Raw genomic sequence first — 18,713 nt, forward strand, 5'->3', positions numbered from 1 at the left:
CGCTCTTTCCCTCCCGAATATCTTCATGCTGCCCTAGGAAATATTCGAAAATATCGTATACTGAATAGAGTATAACACCATGTTCCGTCAGTCCCGCATCCTAAGGAGGGATCATGTGAGGGATCAAACGAAGAACCGATTATCCATCTACGAATATATATATCGTCACGCACCCGGCGGTATTATCGTCATGACGCCGGAAGACGGCCGCTGGCGAATGATTAATCCCGCCTTCTGCCGGATGCTTGGTTATCCAGAATCCGAGCTTCTCAAGCTTTCTTATATAGATGTTACTTACCCGGAAGACCGTGAAGTAACCAATCACCACGAAGCGCTGGCCTACCTTTTGAACAGCCCGGATGGTGTGATGCAAACCGAGAAACGCTATGTCCGCAAGGATGGTTCAATCATATCAGCTGAGCTGCATACTTCGCTTATCCGTGACGAGGATACCGGGATGCCAATCTATCTGGTTACCCATTTTATTGAGACGACCGCTCGGAAGGCTGACGACCAAAAGCTGCTGGAAGCCCGCGACCTGTATGACTTGATTACGAAGAATGCGCAGGATCTTATCTCATTAAGCAGCCCGGATGGCACAATCCTGTATATCTCACCTTCCACAGAAGAAACACTCGGTTATGCTGCTGATGAAGTCATTGGACGGAATCGGCTGGAGTTCTACCATCCCGAGGATGCTAAGGTTATGCGTGAAACCTCGCTATTCTCCGACTCGGATGTATTCACGCGCAGACTCCGCCATAAGGATGGGCACTATCTGTGGTTTGAGACATCCTTCAAGGTGATGCGCAGCCCGGCAGGAGAGGTTACGCGGGTGCTCGCGATTGGACGCAACGTTACGGCACGAATTAAGAATGAACAGACACTTGCCCGAGCCCAGCAGATTGCTCTAATCGGCTCCTGGGAATGGGACCTGCTGTCAAATAAACTGTATTTCTCAGCTGAAATACGCCGAATCTTCGGCTATACGATTCAGCCGGTCGAAGAAGATTATGCATCTTTCATTGCTGCTATTCATCCGGAGGACGCCCGGGAGGTCGGGCATGTTATCGGGCGGACACTTGAGGGTGAGCCTACCACCCAAACACGGTACCGGATCGTACTGCCAGACAACACAGTCAAGACCATCCATTCACAGTGGGAGGTTACGTACGGTGACCATGGGCAGCCCGTTCAAGTCATTGGAATGGTACAGGATATAACAGCCCATGTTGCCATGGAAGAGCAGATCAAGAATAGTGAACGCAACTATCGTCTGATTTCGGATCATTCCAGAGATATGATCTCCAGGCATGCCGTCAATGATGAGGTCACCTTTCTCTACGCATCTCCGGCATGCCTGCCTCTGCTCGGTTACATGCCGCAGGAGCTCGTCGGCACGAGCGGCTATACACATGTCCATCCGGATGACCGGTATGCAGTCCAGGAATTCCTGGCTGCCAGCCAATCGGACAATGCACCAAACAGTACCATTATATTCCGCTTTATGAAGAAGGACGGCAGTCATATATGGTTTGAATCAACAATCCGGTATACCAGAGATGAAGAGGGCCGGGTTCAGGATATTATTGCGGTTTCCCGTGACATTACCGAGCGCCGCCAATCCGAGCTGCGTCTGCAGGAGAGCGAGCAGCGCTTTAAATCATTATTCGAGTACAACCCGTCCAGCGTATTCTCTCTGGATCTTGACGGCCATTTCCGTTCCAGCAATGTGAATATGGAGCTGATGACCGGATACAGCAGGCAGCAGCTGACAGGCATGCATTTCCGGCAGCTGGTCGATGAAGCTCACTTGCCGCGCGCCCTCCAGCACTTTGAAGAAGTGAAGAAAGGAAAGCCCCAGTCCTATGAGATTCGTATTACGAACAAGGACGGGCTGCATTTTGAGGCCAGCATTACCAATGTCCCTATCATTGTGGATGATCATATCGTCGGCGTTTACGGCATCGCAATCGATATCACCGAACGCAAACGTTATCTGGAGCAGGTTGAGAAGCTGAGCTATGAACGAGAGCTGATCTTCAACTCGGTATCCGAGGGGATTGTGGGCATAGATACGAACGGCACGGTAATGTTCTTTAATCCCGCAGCCTCCTCTCTGCTCGGCTTGGAAGCACAAGATTGGCATAACAAACAGATTCTATACTCCTTGCAGCACACCCATGCAGATGGAACCCACTATGCTCCCGGCGAATCTCCGCTGGTCAAGGCGGTGCGTAATGGAACTGCCCTTGAGAGCAGCGATGCCATCTTCTGGCGCAAGGACGGGTCCAGCTTCTTCGCTGAATATGAAGTGACACCGCTGGCTGACCGCGGCCAGCGCAAGGGCGCCGTGATTGTCTTCCGGGATAAGACCGGCGAGAAGGAGATTATACGGGCCAAAGAATATGCTGAACAGGCTGACCGGTCAAAATCCGAATTCCTGGCCGTTATGAGCCATGAGCTGCGCACACCGCTGAATGGCATCATCGGCATGACCGACCTGCTGGCCGATACCCCCTTAAGCGAGGAGCAGCACGAATTTGTCCATATTATCCGGGACAGCAACGATGCACTGCTGCGGCTGCTGAATGAAATTCTGGATTTCAGCAAGATGGAAGCGGGCAAGATGGAGCTTGCGGCGGGGCCGTTCAGCATCCGGCAGACAATCGAAGGGGTTGTGGAGCTGTTCACAGCCAGGGCGATTGAGAAAGACCTTACCCTGTCCTGCTCCATTGGGACCGGGATTCCGGAGCTGTTAACCGGAGATGAAATGAAGCTGCGCCAGATTCTCGTCAATCTGGTCGGCAATGCCCTGAAGTTTACAGAGGAAGGTTCGGTATCCGTGGATGTATCGCTTAAAGCGCTGAGCGGCAGTCATACCTGCCTGCTGGCATTCAGCGTGAGTGATACCGGCATAGGCATTCCCGAGGATAAGCAGGCCCGGCTGTTCCAGTCATTCACCCAGCTGCATCCTTCGCTGAACCGAAAGTACGGCGGAACGGGACTTGGGCTTGCAATCTGCAAGAAGCTGATTGAGCTGATGGACGGGCATATATCGGCAGAGAGTGAGGACGGGATCGGTTCGACCTTCACCTTCATCCTCCCCTTCACAATCGCTTAAGCCGTCAGGACCACCAAACCTATGGAGAAGCGTTGGGATCAGTTCGCTTGCCAGGCGGGAGAGCCCATAGGCTGGTTCGGGGCTGTCCCTAAGTTCTTAGGACTTAGGGACAGCCCCTATTTACTGCTGCAGATCTCGGATATTTGAACAATTATGTCTGATTTTCCATTACTCCATCTTTTTGTAATCGTTTACAATACGATCAAGACGGAATATCATGTCACGCTTCTGTAACAATTGGAGAGCCAACCGCCCTCCATCATGCCGTGCGTGCATGATGGGACAGCCTGTACCTGCCCGTTCAGGCTGTCTCCCGTCTTTTCCTTATTTCATCCTGAAAGGAGGGAAATTACACTTTGTAGACTTTCAGCCGCTATTCAAAACGAATACTCTAAAGGAGGAATGTTCATGTTTGGCCGTTTATCATCTCCTTACCGCTTGACAGCAAAGATGCTGTTGGCGGCCGCTGTTGCGCTGGGTACCCTTCCATTGTCCGCCGCGGATACTGCTTCCGCAGCCAATGCCCGCCAGATGGAGAAGCTGAACCGCGGCCTGGTAGCCGTCAAGGTTAATTCTGGCGTATTCTTAAGCTGGCGGCTGCTCGGCACCGAAGCAGCCTCTACCTCGTTTAATGTGTACCGGGGAAGCACGAAGCTGAACAGCAGCCCGGTTACCGGCAGCACCAGTTTTACCGATCCGCAGGGCAGCACGTCATCAAGCTATACGGTGCGGGCTGTTGTGAACGGCCAGGAGCAGGCTGCCTCCCCTGCTGCTTCGGTATGGGGGCAGCACTTTCTGGATATTCCGGTCCAGAAGCCGGACGGCGGTATAACGCCTGACGGTGTAAGCTACAGCTATCTACCGAATGATGCAAGCGCGGGCGACCTGGATGGCGACGGCGATTATGAAATCGTTCTCAAATGGGAGCCGACCAATGCCAAGGACAATTCGAAGAGCGGGTATACCGGACCGGTCTATCTGGATGCGTATGAACTGAACGGCTCCCGCTTATGGCGGATCAACCTGGGACGCAATATTCGTGCAGGAGCCCATTATACCCAGTTCCTAGTCTATGACTTTGATGGAGACGGCAAGGCTGAGGTTGTCTGTAAAACCGCTGACGGAACCGTCGATGGCACAGGCGTTACAATTGGCAATGCCAATGCGGATTACCGGAATTCGGGGGGCTATGTCCTGGACGGACCTGAGTATCTTACCGTATTCGCCGGTACTAACGGACGCGCTCTCACAACTGCCAACTATGAACCTCCGCGCGGCAAGGTCTCCGATTGGGGGGACAGCTATGGCAATCGTGTTGACCGTTTCCTTGCCGGGGTTGCCTACCTTGACGGGGTGCGGCCAAGCATCGTTATGGCACGCGGCTATTATACGCGAACTGTACTTGCCGCTTACGACTGGCGGGGCGGCCAGCTGACCAAGCGCTGGATCTTCGACAGCAGCAGCTCGGGCAATTCAGCCTATGCCGGTCAGGGCAATCACAGCTTGAGTACTGCAGATGTGGATAACGACGGCAAAGACGAAATCATCTACGGCTCAATGGCGGTCGACGATAACGGAAAGGGCTTGTACTCCACCCGTCTGGGCCACGGCGACGCCATGCATGTAAGCGATTTCGACACGGACCGTCCTGGACTGGAGGCGTTCCAGGTTCATGAGTCTGCAGGCGCACAGTATGGTGCGGAGATGCATGACGCAGGCAGCGGCCGTATCATCTGGGGTGTGCATACTGGCACGGATACCGGCCGCGGCATGGCGGCTGATATAGATCCCCGCCACAAGGGCGCCGAAATGTGGGCCTCCGGAGGAGTCGGTCTGCATACGGTTAAAGGCGTGCGGATCAGCACAACCGCTCCCGCCTCCTACAACTTCGCCATTTGGTGGGACGGTGATCTGCTGCGTGAGCTGCTTGATCACAACTGGTCCGGCTCCAGTGCCACAGGAGTCGGCAGGATCGACAAGTGGGATTACAACAGCCAGCGCCTTAATACCATTCTGACCGCTTCAGGCACCAACTCCATCAATCATACCAAGGGAAATCCAAGTCTGCAGGCCGACCTGCTCGGCGACTGGCGGGAAGAGGTTATCTGGCCGCGTTCGGATGGCAATGCACTCCGGCTGTATACGACAACTGCCGCAACCTCCCACAAGCTGCACACGTTGATGCATGATCCGGTCTATCGGCTCGGCATCGCCTGGCAGAACACCGGGTACAATCAGCCGCCGCACACCAGCTTCTATCTTGGCGAAGGCATGACGGCACCCGGCCAGCCTAATATTTATACCCCGTAACTGCGTGGAGGGGACCCATCAGTCATCAGAGATGAGCTGTGGGGTCCCCTCTTTTTGTTAGTTCAGGTAGAATCAAAGCCATCAAAGAGGCGAGTAAGCTGGATATGCCCGCCAGATCGCCTTAAAACCCACTACCTAAGTGCCTTCGGCAGCTTCACGGCTGTAAGCTTTCCCGGTGTCTGAATAATGATGATGCCATCTGTCTTTAAAGTAGGTGCATATTCACTTGCTCCCGTTCTTACCTGGAATAACGATTGGCCGGACATCAGATCCATCCCGTGCAAAATACCATTCTGCTGGCCTCTGAACAATGCCTTACCATAAATATCGATTTGCACGGGCATCCCTTCCGCCCGCAAATCAATTTTCTGGCCGTTTACCGTCTTAACGCCCGTTAGCTCACCCGTCTCAAAGTCCCGGTACATAAGCCGTTGCTGCGCTATCCCCAGCAGCTGCAGCTTGTCGTCATTTGGCTTGGTGAAGGTACGAACCGGCTTGGAACCTTCCTTATAGCTTCCGAAATCATATACAGCGATCTTGTCATCCTGCTCGACATAGAGGTCATCCCCCTCAAGTAAAATCTGTCCCCAGCTGTACGAATATGGGGGCTCGCCTTCCAGCTTCCAGCTGTATACCCGCTCACCCTTCTTGTCTCCGGTCTTCAGGTTAAAAGCATTGATCACGACACTGTGTTCCGGCTTATCTTCCTCATCCTGCATATAGCGGTAGTGTACAGAGTACACTATTCCATTCTCTACCTTGATCCCTTCTCCCTGTCCAAAATGCCCCCACAGCTTCTTGCCTGTCTTCTTGTCGAAGGCATCAAGCTGAACCGAAGTAAGCGCCCCCTGAACCATAAAGGTCCGAAGCACAACCCCGTCCACTTCCGCGAGATACTCGGTTCCATTATCATCGGCCATTGGCTCATTGGCCTTCCAGCGCAGCTTGCCGCTGGTAGCATCAAAGGCGAAGGTCATGCTTCCCTTAATCACATAGATGGTGTCCTCCGCCGGGATAATCGCTTCAGTCCGTACCCGTGTGTCAATCCAGGTGGATTCCTTCGATACCCACTTCTGCTTGCCGGTCTTGGCATTAACAGCATACAGCTTGTGGTCAACCGTAAACCCATAAACAGTTCCTTTACCATACGTGACCATCGGCACCAAATCCTTGCCATAGGTCCACATGCGCTTGCCGCTTGAAGCGTCCCACGCAGCCAGCTTCCCGCCGGAGAAAGCAAAGACCCTCCCATCCGCCGCCGCCGCTTGTGGAACTGGTCCATACTGCATTTCATGATTCTTATAATTATCGACCTGGGCGGTCCATACGGGTTTAACGACGGGTGAAGAGTGTGTAGGCCCCGGATAGTTATGCCTCACCGAAATATCAGCCTGCTCGGCCCGAGCTGTGCCCGTCATCATTGTTACGCTTGCCTGAACCAGCAGGATGCCTGCCGCAGCACCCGCCAGCAGCGTTCTAGCCCACAACCTCTTGCTCCTGTTCTTCTTATCGCTTGCCACAGATGAATGCTCATTCATATTAGCGCCTCCATTCTTATCTTGCGGCACCTGCCGCCAATCATTTGACGCCCAGCCCAAGCGGAAGGTTTCATGACCTGCGGCTCTGAGCTACATAACCCGCTTTCCCGCGGCATATATAATGGAGAATAAGCAGTCGAGGGGGAATAGCAATGGACGAAACAGCAGCACCTCTGAGTCCCGTTGTGCAGCCGCTGCAGGTCGGCTATCAGCCGGCTGCCGGAACCGTGATCGGTGCAATCCCGGTTGTGCCTCAGCCTCATCACTATGGGCTAAGCTACGAACCTGTCTTCGTAGACCATCTAAGCAGGCATACCGGCCAGCAGATTGGCGTCGTGACCACAGCAGGCCGGGTGGAAGGAATCTTAAGCGGCGTGGCTGTCGACCATATCCAGTTGAATGCAGGGGGAAAAGCATTACATATGCGAATCGCCCAGATCGTCTATTTCGAGGGGTTGCCCATCACCTACGAACATCCGGCGAATGGCGGTCTTCATCCATAGAAGACCGCGGCAGCATATGGGCCCGCCCTAAAGGCATGCCCATGCGGGCAAACTAAAGGGAAGCAGGGCTTATGGACGCCTTGCTTCCCTCTTTTTCTCCTATGTATAGGCTACTTAATCGTTTCTCTGCCAAACAAGCTGATCCGGTCTCTGCCAGCCTGCTTGGCCGCATACAGAGCCTGGTCTGCCAGGTAAATTAACTGCTCTGATACGGGCTCTGCCGAGGCGTTGACAGCCGCAACCCCTATACTTAAGGTTACGAAGCTGCTGACAGGGGAAGCTGCATGCGGGATTTGCAGAGAGCGGACCTCTGTTCTGACAAGCTCGGCTAGCTCCATGGCCGCCTCTGCAGACGTGTTGTCCAGCACCGCGACGAACTCCTCTCCGCCGTACCGTGCCACCTTGCAGGTATCCTGATGGAATACAGAAGCCATGACTTGTGCAATCTGCTTCAGACACTGGTCTCCCGCAATATGCCCATAGGTATCATTGAACTGCTTGAAGTGATCCACATCGATCATAACAGCCGCAACAGGGCCAGCTGTGCCTTCTGCCGCATAGCTGCTGCTGTCCAGCAGCTCTTCCAGAAATCTGCGGTTATACATCCCCGTAAGCGGGTCTGTATAGCTAAGTACGCGAAGCTGACCGGACACCCGGTCAAGCAGGCGGTTCTTGTGCCGCAGCTCAATCTCAGACATCACCCACCGGCTGAATTCCACAAGCAGGTTCGTGTCCGCTTCCGTCCATTCCCGGTTTTCCCCGTCCATAATGAACAGGCTGCCGAGCACATTGCCCTTGGAGGAAATCAGCGGAACACCCGCATAGAAGCGTACGGTATACTTCTGCAGCAGCTGGTTGTGCCTGAATCTCGGGTCTTCAAGCGCATTATTCACGATAAGCGGTTCTCTATAGGCAACCACATATTGACAGAGTGATTGTTCCCGTTTGGTTGAACGGGCTTCCTCCAGCTCTGGAGGCAGGCCCATGCAGGATTTGAACCACTGCTTGTCCTCTGTAATCAGAGATATGGCGCAAGCGCCAGTATGGAAAACCCGCTGTATAATCCGGGTTATACGGTCAAACGATTCTTCAGGCAGGGTCCCGACTAAATTCAGTTCTCTTAGCTCCTGAAGCCTGTTCAGCTCGCCGGGAATTAATGAATATTCAACCCTCTCATTATGCATAGCCATCATGTGCCTCCTTGGTGCCAATACCTGATTTTAGCATATACCAGCTCCTTCACCCATTTAAAATTTACCAACTTCTACACCTTTTTGTCTGCGCCTGTATAACGATTCCTCAAATGTTATATGGATGCGTCACTTCACTAAATGCGTTGACGCGGCAGCAGATATTCGCCAACCCCCGTGAAGGTCAATAGCCCATTTTGTCGAACAAGCCAGAACAACACCGTAAACATCCTGCCTAAAGCCCATCGGAATTGCCCGCCGCTCATGGTATGGTAATGGAAAGTGGAAGGAGTGTGCGGTTTGGCCAAGAAATTTACACGAAAACAGTTTGTTGCCCTGCTTGGTGTAGCCGGGGCCAGCTTTCTAGGCGGAAGGTTCTTTCCCTCAAATAGGGTGCTGCAGGATACAGGGATGGAAACCGGGAATATGGTCTATGCTGAGAGTGCCCGGACCCCCGCCGGAGCCAACTCTAATGCTGTCATAACGTTAGGCAGGCGGCTCACCAAGGAACGGACGGATGACAGCCGCCTGGAGCGGGCAATCCGTCAAGCGCTGTCGTATCCGTACGCGGTCATTCAACTGGATGCCGCTGAGCTTGTTTTGACCCGGACCGTGAAGATCGACGTATCCCGTTATGCCATCTCAGGCGTTGGAACCGTGCTGAACTTTAAGAAGCTGCGGGATTCTGTCGCCATCCATCTGTTTGCCTCTGCCGACTATATGAAGCAGTATCAGAACACGCATGTTGCCCTTCACGGGGTTACACTTAAGGCCGCCAGCCAGCAGGACAGCCCGCTCAAAGGAACAACCGGCCTGCTCATTGGCGACTCAAAGCTGCCGAACAATTCCATGTTTGAAGTATCGGATGTTAATCTGGAGGGCTTCGCCTACAATATCCGGTTTACGCATAATGCCTGGCGGGTTAACTTCGTGCGGGTCATCAGCCGCTGGGGAGCTCACTATGTGCCGCCCGTGCTGAAGAATATGGGAGAGAATATCAGCTTTGAACGCTGTGCGTTCTTCGATAACGGTGCCCATTGGGTGATCGGGACAGGCACCTTTCATTTCCATATGACCTCCTTCAACAACTCAAATATTACGGTCAACGGGGATGCAGTCGTCACCCTTGAGCAGTGCCACCTGGAACGGCCGGGAAGCAAAGCTTCCACCTCGCACCGAATCCGCATCGAGCATCCTGGCGCCTCCGTGTATGTAAATAATACGGTAATCGTTCCTCCTGGTGACCAGGTGGATGAATTCCTCGATACGATGTTCTATGTCACAGACGATAACACGCAGCATGGCCTAACCCTGCATAATATCCGGTTAACACCATCCAGCAATTACCTGCCCTTTAAAAGCATGGAGAAAAGCGGTGGCGGCCGGCAGCTGCTGGTCAGCGGCAGGGGACGTGTACAGGCGGACGGCCTCTCCATAGGCAGCCACTCCAACAGCTTCGCAGTGGCTGAATCGTTAAACCTGATTTATAACGGGGATGCAAGCAATGGCACGGATGGCTGGTTTGTCACAGAGGGCTCGTCGTTTGCCGTAGACCTTGCGGAGAAGAAATTTGGCGGGGGCTCCTTCAACCTTTCCTCCACAGCCGGGGCTGCCTCCAGCGTTTACCAGGACTTCCCCGTTCTGCCTCAGAAGCTGCTGTGCGGACAGCTGTGGAGAAAAGTCCGGCTTACCGGCAGAGGCCGTGCCGAAGTTGATATCAAGTACTTTAACTATGCGGGACAAATGATGGATACAGCCATTTACACGAAATATGAGTCGTCCAGCGATTGGGAGAACAAGAGCACCAATTTCTTCTCCGTTGTACCTGCGGGAGCCTGCAGGGCGCGGCTTATTCTTCGTGCGGTCTGTGATTCAGGACAAATTGATTTCTGGGTGGATGATATCATTATCAATGTGGTCTAAGGAGCCGTTCAGGAAAGCCGCCAAAAGCTCAACTGTTGCTACAGGATACTCAAGATGCGGATAGTGGCCGCTTCCCGCCAGGACGATCTTCCTCGAGTCCGGAAGCCGGGTATCCAACAGCTGGCAGGCCTTTCTGTTGAAGGGATGATCACTCCCTGCTTCGATTATCATCACCGGCTGCCTGACCTCCTCAAGCCGTCCAAGCGCGTGAGGCTGCAGCGGCTTTGCAAGCGTTGGGCGGCTGCTGTAGAATACCTTATTCGCTGTGTACATCTCCAGCAGCTTCTGCGCCCGGCTCTCGTTACGCGGTATGAGGTAGCGCCAGAACCTGCTGTTCATAAACCGCTGGGCAGCCTTCTCGATCCCCACCCGGTTCACAAGCAGGTAATCGGCCATGCCCTCCCACTGCATGCGCAGCGGATACTTCAAGCCGTGGATTGAAGGAGCGACAAGCACAAGCTTGCCAACATATTCTGGATTTGCCAGCGTAAAATCGAGTGCTGCTGCTCCCCCGAAGGAAGAAGCGGCGATATGTGCCTTGCTGATGCCGAAGTAGTCGAGAACGGCCTTGATATCCTCATAGTAGAAAAATGGCTCTGAAGGGGCTGCGCTTTCTCCATAGCCGCGCTGGTCATACCGGATAACGGTATAGCTTACGGCCAGCTGATCTGCAAGCCCATCCCATACCGTCATGTTCGAATACCCGCCGTGCAGCAGCAGGAGCACCTCCCCATCTCCCTTTACCTCTGTTCTTAGCTTCGTGCCGTTTACTTCACAGAATCCGCTCCATTCCACTAGCTACCCACTCTCCCTTCCAATAATTGCAGGGCTTCCCTGCACCAGCTGAGTCTGGCCTCCGTCGAGAGAATCCCATAGCGAAGCGTGAGCAGCCAGGTCGGGAACTCTCTTGTCTCATACACAGCCTTCAAATCTTCTTCCTGCAGTCTAAGAATATCAAGTCGCTGCTGCAGCTCCACCTTCTCCTGGCGAAGCAGCCCCATGATAATCTCATCCTCCTCCATCCCCGCGAATGACACCTTCAGCAGCAGTTCATCCCGGTAATTAATTGGATTTACAGGCTCGGCCAGCCATGACCGAAATACGGCACGTCCCTCATCCGTTAAGCTGTAGACCTTCTTCTGCCGAGGATGGCCGGTTACACGCATCTCGGCATATCCCTTGCTCACCGCTTCCTTCAGCATGGGATAAATTTGTCCATAGCTCTCACTCCAAAAGTAACTTAGCGATTCGGTGAACTGCTTGCGGATGTCATAACCGGATTGCGGACCTCGCGTTAATATCCCGATAATGGCAAACATTGTGTTGTTCTTCCTGGCCAAAAAATCACCCGCTTATCAATGTATCTAACAGATATATCTGTTAGATACATATTAATAAGAGCCGCCTCCATTGTCAATCGTTTCCTCTATTTTATAATAAAAGACAGCCTGTACGGCAGGCTGTCGAACTCGATTCGTTCATCCGGGCACTTTGTCTTCAGCAGCCCATCAGCGGGGCCTAAAAACTTACGGATTTACAATATCGTGGGCATGAAATACAATCGGGGTATATCCGAGCACGCAGCCTGCTGCCTACCTGGATATGTGGAGCAATTATTCTTAAAGACCTGAAGGGATGAACATCATGGCAAATTTATTCAGCGGACTATTAGGCAACTATTCGGATGTTTCGGTGCAGGAGCTGGGCAGTCAGTACGGCCAATATCTCATGCCGAATGAGCAAATTCAGATGGGCTTCAAGCTGGTCAGAGACACATTCATGATTACCGACGAGCGGCTGATTTTCATTGACCACCAAGGTGTGACAGGCCGTAAGACAAGAGTCGCTTCCATACCGCTGAGCTCCATCTTTGAGGTTACCCTGGAAACAGGCGGCACCGGCTTTGATGACAGCGAAATTACGATTACCTACATCTCGAGTCCTTACCATAAGGGCAGCAGCATTCAGCAGAGCACTTACAAGTTTGAATTTGGCAAGAAATTTAATGTCCAGCCTGTCTATGTAGCGCTCCTAACGGTTGCACACCATAACCATAAGCGCTTGAATGGATAACCCCTGCCGCACCAGGCAATGGCATGGGGCTGCCCGTTGTCAGACCTGCTGACAACCGGGCAGCCCCTCTTCTTTTGGGCCGTTCCAGACAGCCTAGCTGTATAAATCCGCATCAACCACCGGGTGCCCATGATGCCTCTGTTAACGCGCCCTCCTCCTCTTCCTGCCCAGCATACCGCGCATCACAAAGAACAGGTTGGCGGGCCGCTCTGCGATCCGTCTGGTGAAATAAGCGTACCACTGCTCGCCAAAGGGAGTGTACACCCTTACCTTATAACCGTCCTTCAGCAGTTCATCCTGCAAATCCTCCGCGATGCCGTACAGCATCTGATACTCACAGCGGACCGGCTTGCCGGAATGGGTCCTCTTCACCTTCTTCAGACGCTCTATGATCTTCCGGTCATGCGTGGCAATCGCCGTGTAGCAGCCTGACCGCATATGCTCCTCTGCCAATGCGATATACTGCTTGTCGACCTGCCTTTTGTCCGGGAATGCGATATCGGCAGGCTCGCTGTAGGCCCCTTTTACAATACGCAGATTCGCATCCAGCTTCTCCAGGCGCTTCCGGTCCCTGGCTGTGCGGTACAAGTAGGATTGAATGACGACTCCCACATGCTCGCCGCCATGACGTTCCCTTAGGCGCTCATAGATTTGCAGGGTAACCTCGGTTACCGAGCTGTCCTCCATATCAATCCGGATGAAATTGCCTAGCTCCCTCGCCCTGCCCACAATCCGGTCCATCAGTTCTATGCAGTAACCTTCATCAAGCAGCAGTCCAAGCTGTGTCAGCTTGACGGACACATTGGCATCCAGCCTGTGCGCATGAATGGCATCAAGCGTCTGCAGCACCACCTCAGCCGCTTCTGCCGCCATCTCCCTGCTGTCCACGCTCTCCCCGAGATAATCAAGCGTTACCGCAAGTCCCCGCGCATTCAGCTCCTTGACCTTATCCACTGTATTCTCGAGCGATTCCGCCGCCACAAATCTCCCTGCGCCTAGACGCATGCCGTATGTGGTAACAAATCCCTTGACCAGCCGGCTGCCCGTCACCGACAATATCGCTTTGCGAAACAATAGCACACGGCCCATCCGTTTGCCCCCTTTGGTTCATTCATGTCTACGCCCTGTTCTGATCCTCACCGTAGTGTATGCGCCCAGCGGGCCGGGTAGGCTAGGAAACCTGTGTATACAACCAATCCATAAATTGCAACAATCCCCTCCCCTTAAACGTCTGTACCTGTAAGAGACATCTGTAAGAGACAATAGAAACCAGACATGAGCATAGCAAACCCGCATCCATTAATAGGGAGGTTGATGTTGAAATGTCAATTGGTAAAAGGTTTAGCAAGCCAGTCCTTGCGGCGCTTCTCGCTGTACTGCTGATACTTGCAGCCGCATCAGCTCCGCGGACACAGTCCCACATCTCAGCGGCAGAAACCGGCATAAGGATTGTAGTGAATGGCCAGGAGCTTGCGCTAAGCACGCCGGCGGTTAAGCATCAAGGCACGACAATGGTGCCTCTTCGGCAGATAGCAGAAGCGATGCAGGCGGAAGTGAAGTGGACCGGCCATGGAGATGATAGGACTCCTGCTTCCGTACAGCTTGCCCGGCAAGGGCGGACCGCCGTTCTGACAATTGGCGGGACCACCTTGAAGACAGACGGCGTAACGGTTAAGCTGGACCAGCCTCCATACGTAAAGGCTGGCGTTACCATGGTTCCTCTGCGGGCCATTACGGAATCGCTCGGTGCTGTTGTGGCCTGGGAGGCGAAGAGCCGCACAGTGCAGATCTCGGAGCCGGCTGAGCTCCCTGTCGTCGGTACGATGGAGAAGATGAATGAGCTCCTGGAGGCATCTGAGCAGCGCAGCGTCCAGGCTTTTGACAGAGGGCCAGTCAAAGAAGAGAGCGCTGGAGCGGCCGACGGCGGAAGCAGCAAGAATGCGGCCGACACGGCTGCGCCAGCGGCGGGCGTTACAGACAGTCACTCGTCCACGAATGTGCAGGTGGAGGGTGTGGATGAAGCGGACTGGGCGAAGACGGACGGCAGGTTCATCTATCAGCTCAGCGGCAGCCGTGTATTCATCACCGATATCCGTGACGCGGCAGACCCCAAGCTCGCCGCAACATTGACCTACAAGGAAGAAGACCATTTCTACCCCCAGCAGCTGTACGCCGACGGCAAGCATCTGATTGTCATTGGGCAATATCAACAGCCTATCGCTATTGAGCCGGGCCCCGGGGATGGCAGCACCGATAAAGCTGTTACGGCGGACAATGAGGTATTGCGCACGCGGAGCAGTGAACTGTGGATGCCCATGAGAAGCAGTATCCGCACGCTTATCTATGAGATATCCGGCAGCGGGCAGCCCGCATTGAAGCGGCAGACCCAGATGGAAGGAAATTATCTGACCTCACGCAAGATCGGCAGCTCGCTGTATGTGCTTACGAACAAATTTAATTATCCTTACCGGGCACTGGAAGGGGAAGAAAACAACAGCGCAGCCTATGAGCCGGTCTACAGCGATTCACTCTCCGGCGGGACTGGAGATCAGAGGCTTCTGCCTCTCGATAAAATCCGCTATTTTCCGGAATCGCCTGAAAGCAGTATGCTCCTGGTCGGTTCTGTCAACCTGAGCAAGCCGGAAGAGGAGCTGCAGGTCTCCGCCTATATGGGCTCTGGCCAGACGGTCTATGCTTCCGCCAGGCACCTCTATGTGGCAATTGCCAAGTATGAGGATGGCCACAATACAGTCAAACAAACGACCGTTATTCACAAGTTCAGGCTGGATCAGGGTAAAACGGTTTATATTGGAGAAGGCTCTGTACCGGGAGGCGTGCTGAATCAGTTTTCCATGGATGAGCACAACGGTTATTTCCGTATCGCCACGACCAGCGGTGACATGTGGGCTTCTGGGGAAGCTGCCTCGAGGAACAATCTCTATGTGCTCGATGAGCAGCTTGCCAGAGCCGGGACACTTGAGGGTTTGGCGCCAGGGGAGCGAATCTATTCCGTTCGGTTCATGGGGGAACGCGCCTACATGGTCACCTTCCGAAATGTCGACCCGCTGTTCGCCATTGATCTGCGGAATCCGTTCGAGCCTTCCGTTCTGGGCCAGCTGAAGATACCGGGCTACAGCGACTATCTGCATCCTTATGACGAACACCACCTGATCGGCTTCGGCAAGGAAACCATTACCCTTCCTGCCAAGGGAAGCGGGCCGGATGAGGTTACGGCCTTCTACCAAGGCATGAAGATCGCCTTATTCGATGTCACCGATGTCTCGCAGCCGAAGGAGAAGTTCAAGACTGTGATCGGCGACCGGGGAACTCATTCCGAGCTTCTGAATGACCACAGAGCGCTTCTCTTCTCGCGCAGCAAGGGACTTCTCGCCTTCCCGGTTACCGTAATGGAAATCAAGGAGGATTCTCCTGAAATTGAGACCGGCGGCATTCCCGCCTACGGGGAGTTTACGTACCAAGGCGCTTATGTTTACAGGATCGATACGGAGAAGGGCTTCGAGCTGCGGGAGCGCATTACCCATCTGACAGAGAAGGATTATGCCAGAAGCGGGCATTACGGCTTGAATGACCAGAAATCCGTACGCCGTATTCTGTATGCGGGGGACACCCTGTATACCCTGTCTGAGCAGGTACTGAAGGCGAACAGCCTGAAGACCATGGAAGAGCAGGGGACACTGCACTACCCTGCAGAGAAGGAGGGCTCCGGCAGCCCGGGCATGAAGATCGAATAAGCTGCTGTATTCGAAAAGGGCCGTCGGGACATCCATTGTCCCGACGGCCCCCTGTTTTCTAGGGCACTCATAAATCTATGTCCTCTGTCGTATACTGGTAATAGAATAATAGATCTGAGACACGAAAGGAATGAGCCTGTTAATGGATTCAGCTGCCAGCAAGGATAACCCCATCGTACAGTATTACATCGTTAACCATGATCTTGGCATGTCAGCCGGTAAAATTGCCGCTCAAACAGCGCATGCCGCTACTACCCTTACCCTGCATGCCCTGCTCAATGAAAAGGGTGGCAGCCAGGAGCTGTTCCGCGCCTGGCTCGAATCGGGACAGCGCAAGATCGTGCTGAAAGGCAAGGCCAATGAGCTAGCCGAGCTTGCCGGCAGCGGTTACCTGGCCATCCGTGACGCCGGGCATACCGAGGTCCCCTCGGGCTCCCTGACAGTTGTCGTGCTGCCTCCGATGCTGAAGAGCGAGGCACAGAAGCTGACCGGCCGCTTTTCTCTGCTGTAGCACGTTCACCATATCGTTTGCTGTCTACATCAGCCAAGCCGCCAGACCGGCCAACAGGAAGAAGACAACGGCCAGCAGTGCCGACCAATTGACAAGCTTCTGCTTCAGCTGCCGGTCCTGCGGCTCCTCCGTCCGGTACTGTCCCTGCTCACGGTCTACCCCTGAGAATCCCCTTAACGCAAAGCCCGATACCGCCAGGCATGCAAAACCCGCATAAATCAGCCACTGAACCACTTTGTATTCTCCTTTACCATTATATTCGCCTGTTTATTACCATATCATGAAAACCTGGACACTGCATCCTGGGGGCCGGACAGCGATATCCATCCGCGGGCGCACTGAAACATTAATCATTTCTAACTGTGAGTTGAGTTTGAGGAAACGGTGCGCGGTTATATCTATAGAGAGCAGATAATCCTTACTCTGGAAAGGAGGTTGTTCCGATGCTGAAAATGAAATGGTCGAAGCTGCTTCTGACCGCCGTCATGAGTGTATCACTTGCTTTCGGTGCGGCCGCTTGCGGTAACGCCGATAATGATGTGACGCTGGATGGTCCGGATACACAACCGGATACCTCGTACGAGTTGAATCAAAACAATACGCTGACTGAATAATGATGTGTTCGCAGACAGAGAGCGGCCGCCTTTAGAAGCCCCGCTGCCTGTGTGTCAAACCCTCTCTATGTATGCCAAAAAAAAGCGCCTGTGTTCCGGTACACGGAATACAGGCGCTTTTTGTGCCGCACGCTTCCCACCCAGCCGGCTGACTCTTTTGCTGCTGCCCAAATAAGAAATCCCCCGTCATGTGTCTATACCGGCAGCTATGCCTCCACATATGCTGTGTTGAGAAGTGAGAGCTTCTAAACTTAAAGAATGGAGTGATTCTCAAATGGCATACGGAGCAGGCGTAGGTGCAGGTGTAGGTGCAGGTTGTGCCCCAGTAGCAGGTGCAGGTCTGTGGACATCGACTGGTGCAATTCTGGTTCTGTTCATTCTGCTGGTAATCATCTCCCGCGCATTCGTAATTTAATGCAGACGGACTGAGTATACCGCAAAGAAGGCTGTCTCGGGCAGGTTCCTGCCTGAGACAGCCTTCTTGTCTTAAGAGTCCATGGCTCCTTCTTACTTCCTGCCATAATCCGCTTTTATTTCGCCCCACAGGTGAGTCTGCCACTTTAAAACCTTATTCGGGTAGGTGTGAGTCCGCAGCCATTGCTCGGCCTTATCAATCAGGAACCAGATCTCGCGGGTCGATGCATCGCGGGGAAGCGTGGTGGCTACCGCCTTCTGCCTGACCCACTTCATCGCGTTAACCGAATCGCTGTACACCGTCTTGCTGCTGCCGCGTTCCTGAAGATATTCCAGCGCATGGACAATAGCCAGAAATTCACCGAGATTGTTGGTCCCCTTGCTGACCGGTCCGTATGCAAACAGAATCTCACCGGTACGTGTGTCAACGCCCTTGTATTCTACTGGCCCAGGATTGCCGCGCGTGCCGACATCGACCGAGATGCTGTCGTAATCGATCTCACCGGCTTCCTCCAGGGTGACAGCCGCCGGCCGTCTGAAGCCGCTGGCAGAACCGCCTCCGCTCTTGGCGCTTCCCTGTCCCCAATGGGCTCCGGCCCCTTCCTTAAATGCCTTCTCTGCCTCAGCCTGCGAGCCGTAGGACTTGAACTTTGCCTGCGGAAACTTATTGACCTGCTTCTGGCATTCCGCCCAGCTCGTATAGATGCCCGGTTTATGACCGGCCCATACAACATAATATTTACTCTGCGCCATTAGGTTGT

Annotated in this window: 16 protein-coding genes; 9 read left to right on the forward strand and 7 right to left on the reverse strand. The window is 53.7% G+C overall.

The window, feature by feature from the left end; all coding sequences use genetic code 11:
* The first annotated feature begins 115 nt into the window (after nucleotides 1-115).
* Both DNH61_RS18825 and DNH61_RS18830 read left to right on the forward strand, forming a co-directional pair.
* Nucleotides 116-3,124, forward strand: a complete 3,009-nt coding sequence (locus tag DNH61_RS18825) for a PAS domain-containing protein (RefSeq protein ID WP_181438779.1) — start codon at nucleotides 116-118, stop codon at nucleotides 3,122-3,124.
* A 408-nt stretch (nucleotides 3,125-3,532) separates the two neighbouring features.
* Nucleotides 3,533-5,434, forward strand: coding sequence for a rhamnogalacturonan lyase (locus DNH61_RS18830; protein ID WP_181438780.1), 1,902 nt, complete (start codon nucleotides 3,533-3,535; stop codon nucleotides 5,432-5,434).
* A gap of 131 nt (nucleotides 5,435-5,565) precedes the next feature.
* Here the strand turns inward: DNH61_RS18830 and DNH61_RS18835 are convergent, their stop codons facing one another.
* Complete coding sequence (locus tag DNH61_RS18835; protein WP_111148238.1) at nucleotides 5,566-6,972, reverse strand: outer membrane protein assembly factor BamB family protein; 1,407 nt, start codon at nucleotides 6,970-6,972, stop codon at nucleotides 5,566-5,568.
* Between the two features lie 152 nt (nucleotides 6,973-7,124).
* Between DNH61_RS18835 and DNH61_RS18840 the strand changes: the two genes are divergently transcribed.
* The gene (locus DNH61_RS18840; RefSeq protein WP_111148240.1) at nucleotides 7,125-7,475 is read left to right on the forward strand and encodes a DUF2642 domain-containing protein; all 351 of its coding nucleotides are present in this window, start codon (nucleotides 7,125-7,127) and stop codon (nucleotides 7,473-7,475) included.
* A 110-nt stretch (nucleotides 7,476-7,585) separates the two neighbouring features.
* Here the strand turns inward: DNH61_RS18840 and DNH61_RS18845 are convergent, their stop codons facing one another.
* Entirely contained in the window at nucleotides 7,586-8,659 is a 1,074-nt protein-coding gene (locus DNH61_RS18845) for a sensor domain-containing diguanylate cyclase (RefSeq protein WP_245948250.1), read from the reverse strand.
* Between the two features lie 306 nt (nucleotides 8,660-8,965).
* On the opposite strand from DNH61_RS18845, the gene DNH61_RS18850 reads away from it, so the two are divergent.
* A complete protein-coding gene (locus tag DNH61_RS18850) occupies nucleotides 8,966-10,588 on the forward strand; it encodes a carbohydrate binding domain-containing protein (protein WP_111148244.1) in 1,623 nt (540 codons plus the stop codon).
* On the opposite strand, the gene DNH61_RS18855 is transcribed toward DNH61_RS18850, so the two are convergent.
* Together DNH61_RS18855 and DNH61_RS18860 are read right to left on the reverse strand one after the other, a co-directional pair.
* Complete coding sequence (locus DNH61_RS18855; RefSeq protein ID WP_111148246.1) at nucleotides 10,538-11,383, reverse strand: alpha/beta fold hydrolase; 846 nt, start codon at nucleotides 11,381-11,383, stop codon at nucleotides 10,538-10,540. The genes DNH61_RS18850 and DNH61_RS18855 overlap by 51 nt on opposite strands.
* Entirely contained in the window at nucleotides 11,383-11,907 is a 525-nt protein-coding gene (locus DNH61_RS18860) for a PadR family transcriptional regulator (RefSeq protein WP_111148248.1), read from the reverse strand. The genes DNH61_RS18855 and DNH61_RS18860 overlap by 1 nt, the downstream gene beginning before the upstream one ends.
* Nucleotides 11,908-12,232: 325 nt before the next feature.
* Between DNH61_RS18860 and DNH61_RS18865 the strand changes: the two genes are divergently transcribed.
* The gene (locus DNH61_RS18865) at nucleotides 12,233-12,661 is read left to right on the forward strand and encodes a PH domain-containing protein (RefSeq protein WP_111148250.1); all 429 of its coding nucleotides are present in this window, start codon (nucleotides 12,233-12,235) and stop codon (nucleotides 12,659-12,661) included.
* A gap of 141 nt (nucleotides 12,662-12,802) precedes the next feature.
* Here DNH61_RS18865 and DNH61_RS18870 read toward each other — a convergent pair whose 3' ends face one another.
* Entirely contained in the window at nucleotides 12,803-13,750 is a 948-nt protein-coding gene (locus tag DNH61_RS18870; protein ID WP_111148251.1) for a proline dehydrogenase family protein, read from the reverse strand.
* Between the two features lie 233 nt (nucleotides 13,751-13,983).
* Between DNH61_RS18870 and DNH61_RS18875 the strand changes: the two genes are divergently transcribed.
* Both DNH61_RS18875 and DNH61_RS18880 read left to right on the forward strand, forming a co-directional pair.
* Complete coding sequence (locus tag DNH61_RS18875) at nucleotides 13,984-16,413, forward strand: beta-propeller domain-containing protein (RefSeq protein ID WP_111148253.1); 2,430 nt, start codon at nucleotides 13,984-13,986, stop codon at nucleotides 16,411-16,413.
* Between the two features lie 130 nt (nucleotides 16,414-16,543).
* Nucleotides 16,544-16,924, forward strand: coding sequence for an aminoacyl-tRNA hydrolase (locus tag DNH61_RS18880; protein WP_245948251.1), 381 nt, complete (start codon nucleotides 16,544-16,546; stop codon nucleotides 16,922-16,924).
* A 24-nt stretch (nucleotides 16,925-16,948) separates the two neighbouring features.
* On the opposite strand, the gene DNH61_RS18885 is transcribed toward DNH61_RS18880, so the two are convergent.
* The gene (locus DNH61_RS18885; protein WP_111148257.1) at nucleotides 16,949-17,158 is read right to left on the reverse strand and encodes a hypothetical protein; all 210 of its coding nucleotides are present in this window, start codon (nucleotides 17,156-17,158) and stop codon (nucleotides 16,949-16,951) included.
* Between the two features lie 209 nt (nucleotides 17,159-17,367).
* On the opposite strand from DNH61_RS18885, the gene DNH61_RS26470 reads away from it, so the two are divergent.
* The gene (locus tag DNH61_RS26470; RefSeq protein ID WP_181438781.1) at nucleotides 17,368-17,538 is read left to right on the forward strand and encodes a hypothetical protein; all 171 of its coding nucleotides are present in this window, start codon (nucleotides 17,368-17,370) and stop codon (nucleotides 17,536-17,538) included.
* Nucleotides 17,539-17,812: 274 nt separating this feature from the next.
* Complete coding sequence (locus tag DNH61_RS26865; RefSeq protein ID WP_181438782.1) at nucleotides 17,813-17,953, forward strand: hypothetical protein; 141 nt, start codon at nucleotides 17,813-17,815, stop codon at nucleotides 17,951-17,953.
* 92 nt (nucleotides 17,954-18,045) lie between these two features.
* Here DNH61_RS26865 and rnhA read toward each other — a convergent pair whose 3' ends face one another.
* Complete coding sequence (gene rnhA / locus DNH61_RS18890; RefSeq protein WP_111148258.1) at nucleotides 18,046-18,705, reverse strand: ribonuclease H; 660 nt, start codon at nucleotides 18,703-18,705, stop codon at nucleotides 18,046-18,048.
* Nucleotides 18,706-18,713: the final 8 nt, after the last annotated feature.

The organism is Paenibacillus sambharensis, assembly GCF_003233845.1.
Lineage (GTDB): Bacteria > Bacillota > Bacilli > Paenibacillales > Paenibacillaceae > Paenibacillus_I > Paenibacillus_I sambharensis.

What these genes read in the sequence shown, in the direction of transcription:
- DNH61_RS18845 (WP_245948250.1), bottom strand. Translation starts at nt 8,659, where the DNA reads ATGCATAATGAGAGGGTTGAATATTCATTAATTCCCGGCGAGCTGAAC.
- DNH61_RS18865 (WP_111148250.1), top strand. Translation starts at nt 12,233, where the DNA reads ATGGCAAATTTATTCAGCGGACTATTAGGCAACTATTCGGATGTTTCG.
- DNH61_RS18830 (WP_181438780.1), top strand. Translation starts at nt 3,533, where the DNA reads ATGTTTGGCCGTTTATCATCTCCTTACCGCTTGACAGCAAAGATGCTG.
- DNH61_RS18870 (WP_111148251.1), bottom strand. Translation starts at nt 13,750, where the DNA reads ATGGGCCGTGTGCTATTGTTTCGCAAAGCGATATTGTCGGTGACGGGC.
- DNH61_RS18880 (WP_245948251.1), top strand. Translation starts at nt 16,544, where the DNA reads ATGAGCCTGTTAATGGATTCAGCTGCCAGCAAGGATAACCCCATCGTA.
- DNH61_RS18875 (WP_111148253.1), top strand. Translation starts at nt 13,984, where the DNA reads ATGTCAATTGGTAAAAGGTTTAGCAAGCCAGTCCTTGCGGCGCTTCTC.
- DNH61_RS26865 (WP_181438782.1), top strand. Translation starts at nt 17,813, where the DNA reads ATGGCATACGGAGCAGGCGTAGGTGCAGGTGTAGGTGCAGGTTGTGCC.
- DNH61_RS18840 (WP_111148240.1), top strand. Translation starts at nt 7,125, where the DNA reads ATGGACGAAACAGCAGCACCTCTGAGTCCCGTTGTGCAGCCGCTGCAG.
- rnhA (WP_111148258.1), bottom strand. Translation starts at nt 18,705, where the DNA reads ATGGCGCAGAGTAAATATTATGTTGTATGGGCCGGTCATAAACCGGGC.
- DNH61_RS18860 (WP_111148248.1), bottom strand. Translation starts at nt 11,907, where the DNA reads ATGTTTGCCATTATCGGGATATTAACGCGAGGTCCGCAATCCGGTTAT.
- DNH61_RS18835 (WP_111148238.1), bottom strand. Translation starts at nt 6,972, where the DNA reads ATGAATGAGCATTCATCTGTGGCAAGCGATAAGAAGAACAGGAGCAAG.
- DNH61_RS26470 (WP_181438781.1), top strand. Translation starts at nt 17,368, where the DNA reads ATGCTGAAAATGAAATGGTCGAAGCTGCTTCTGACCGCCGTCATGAGT.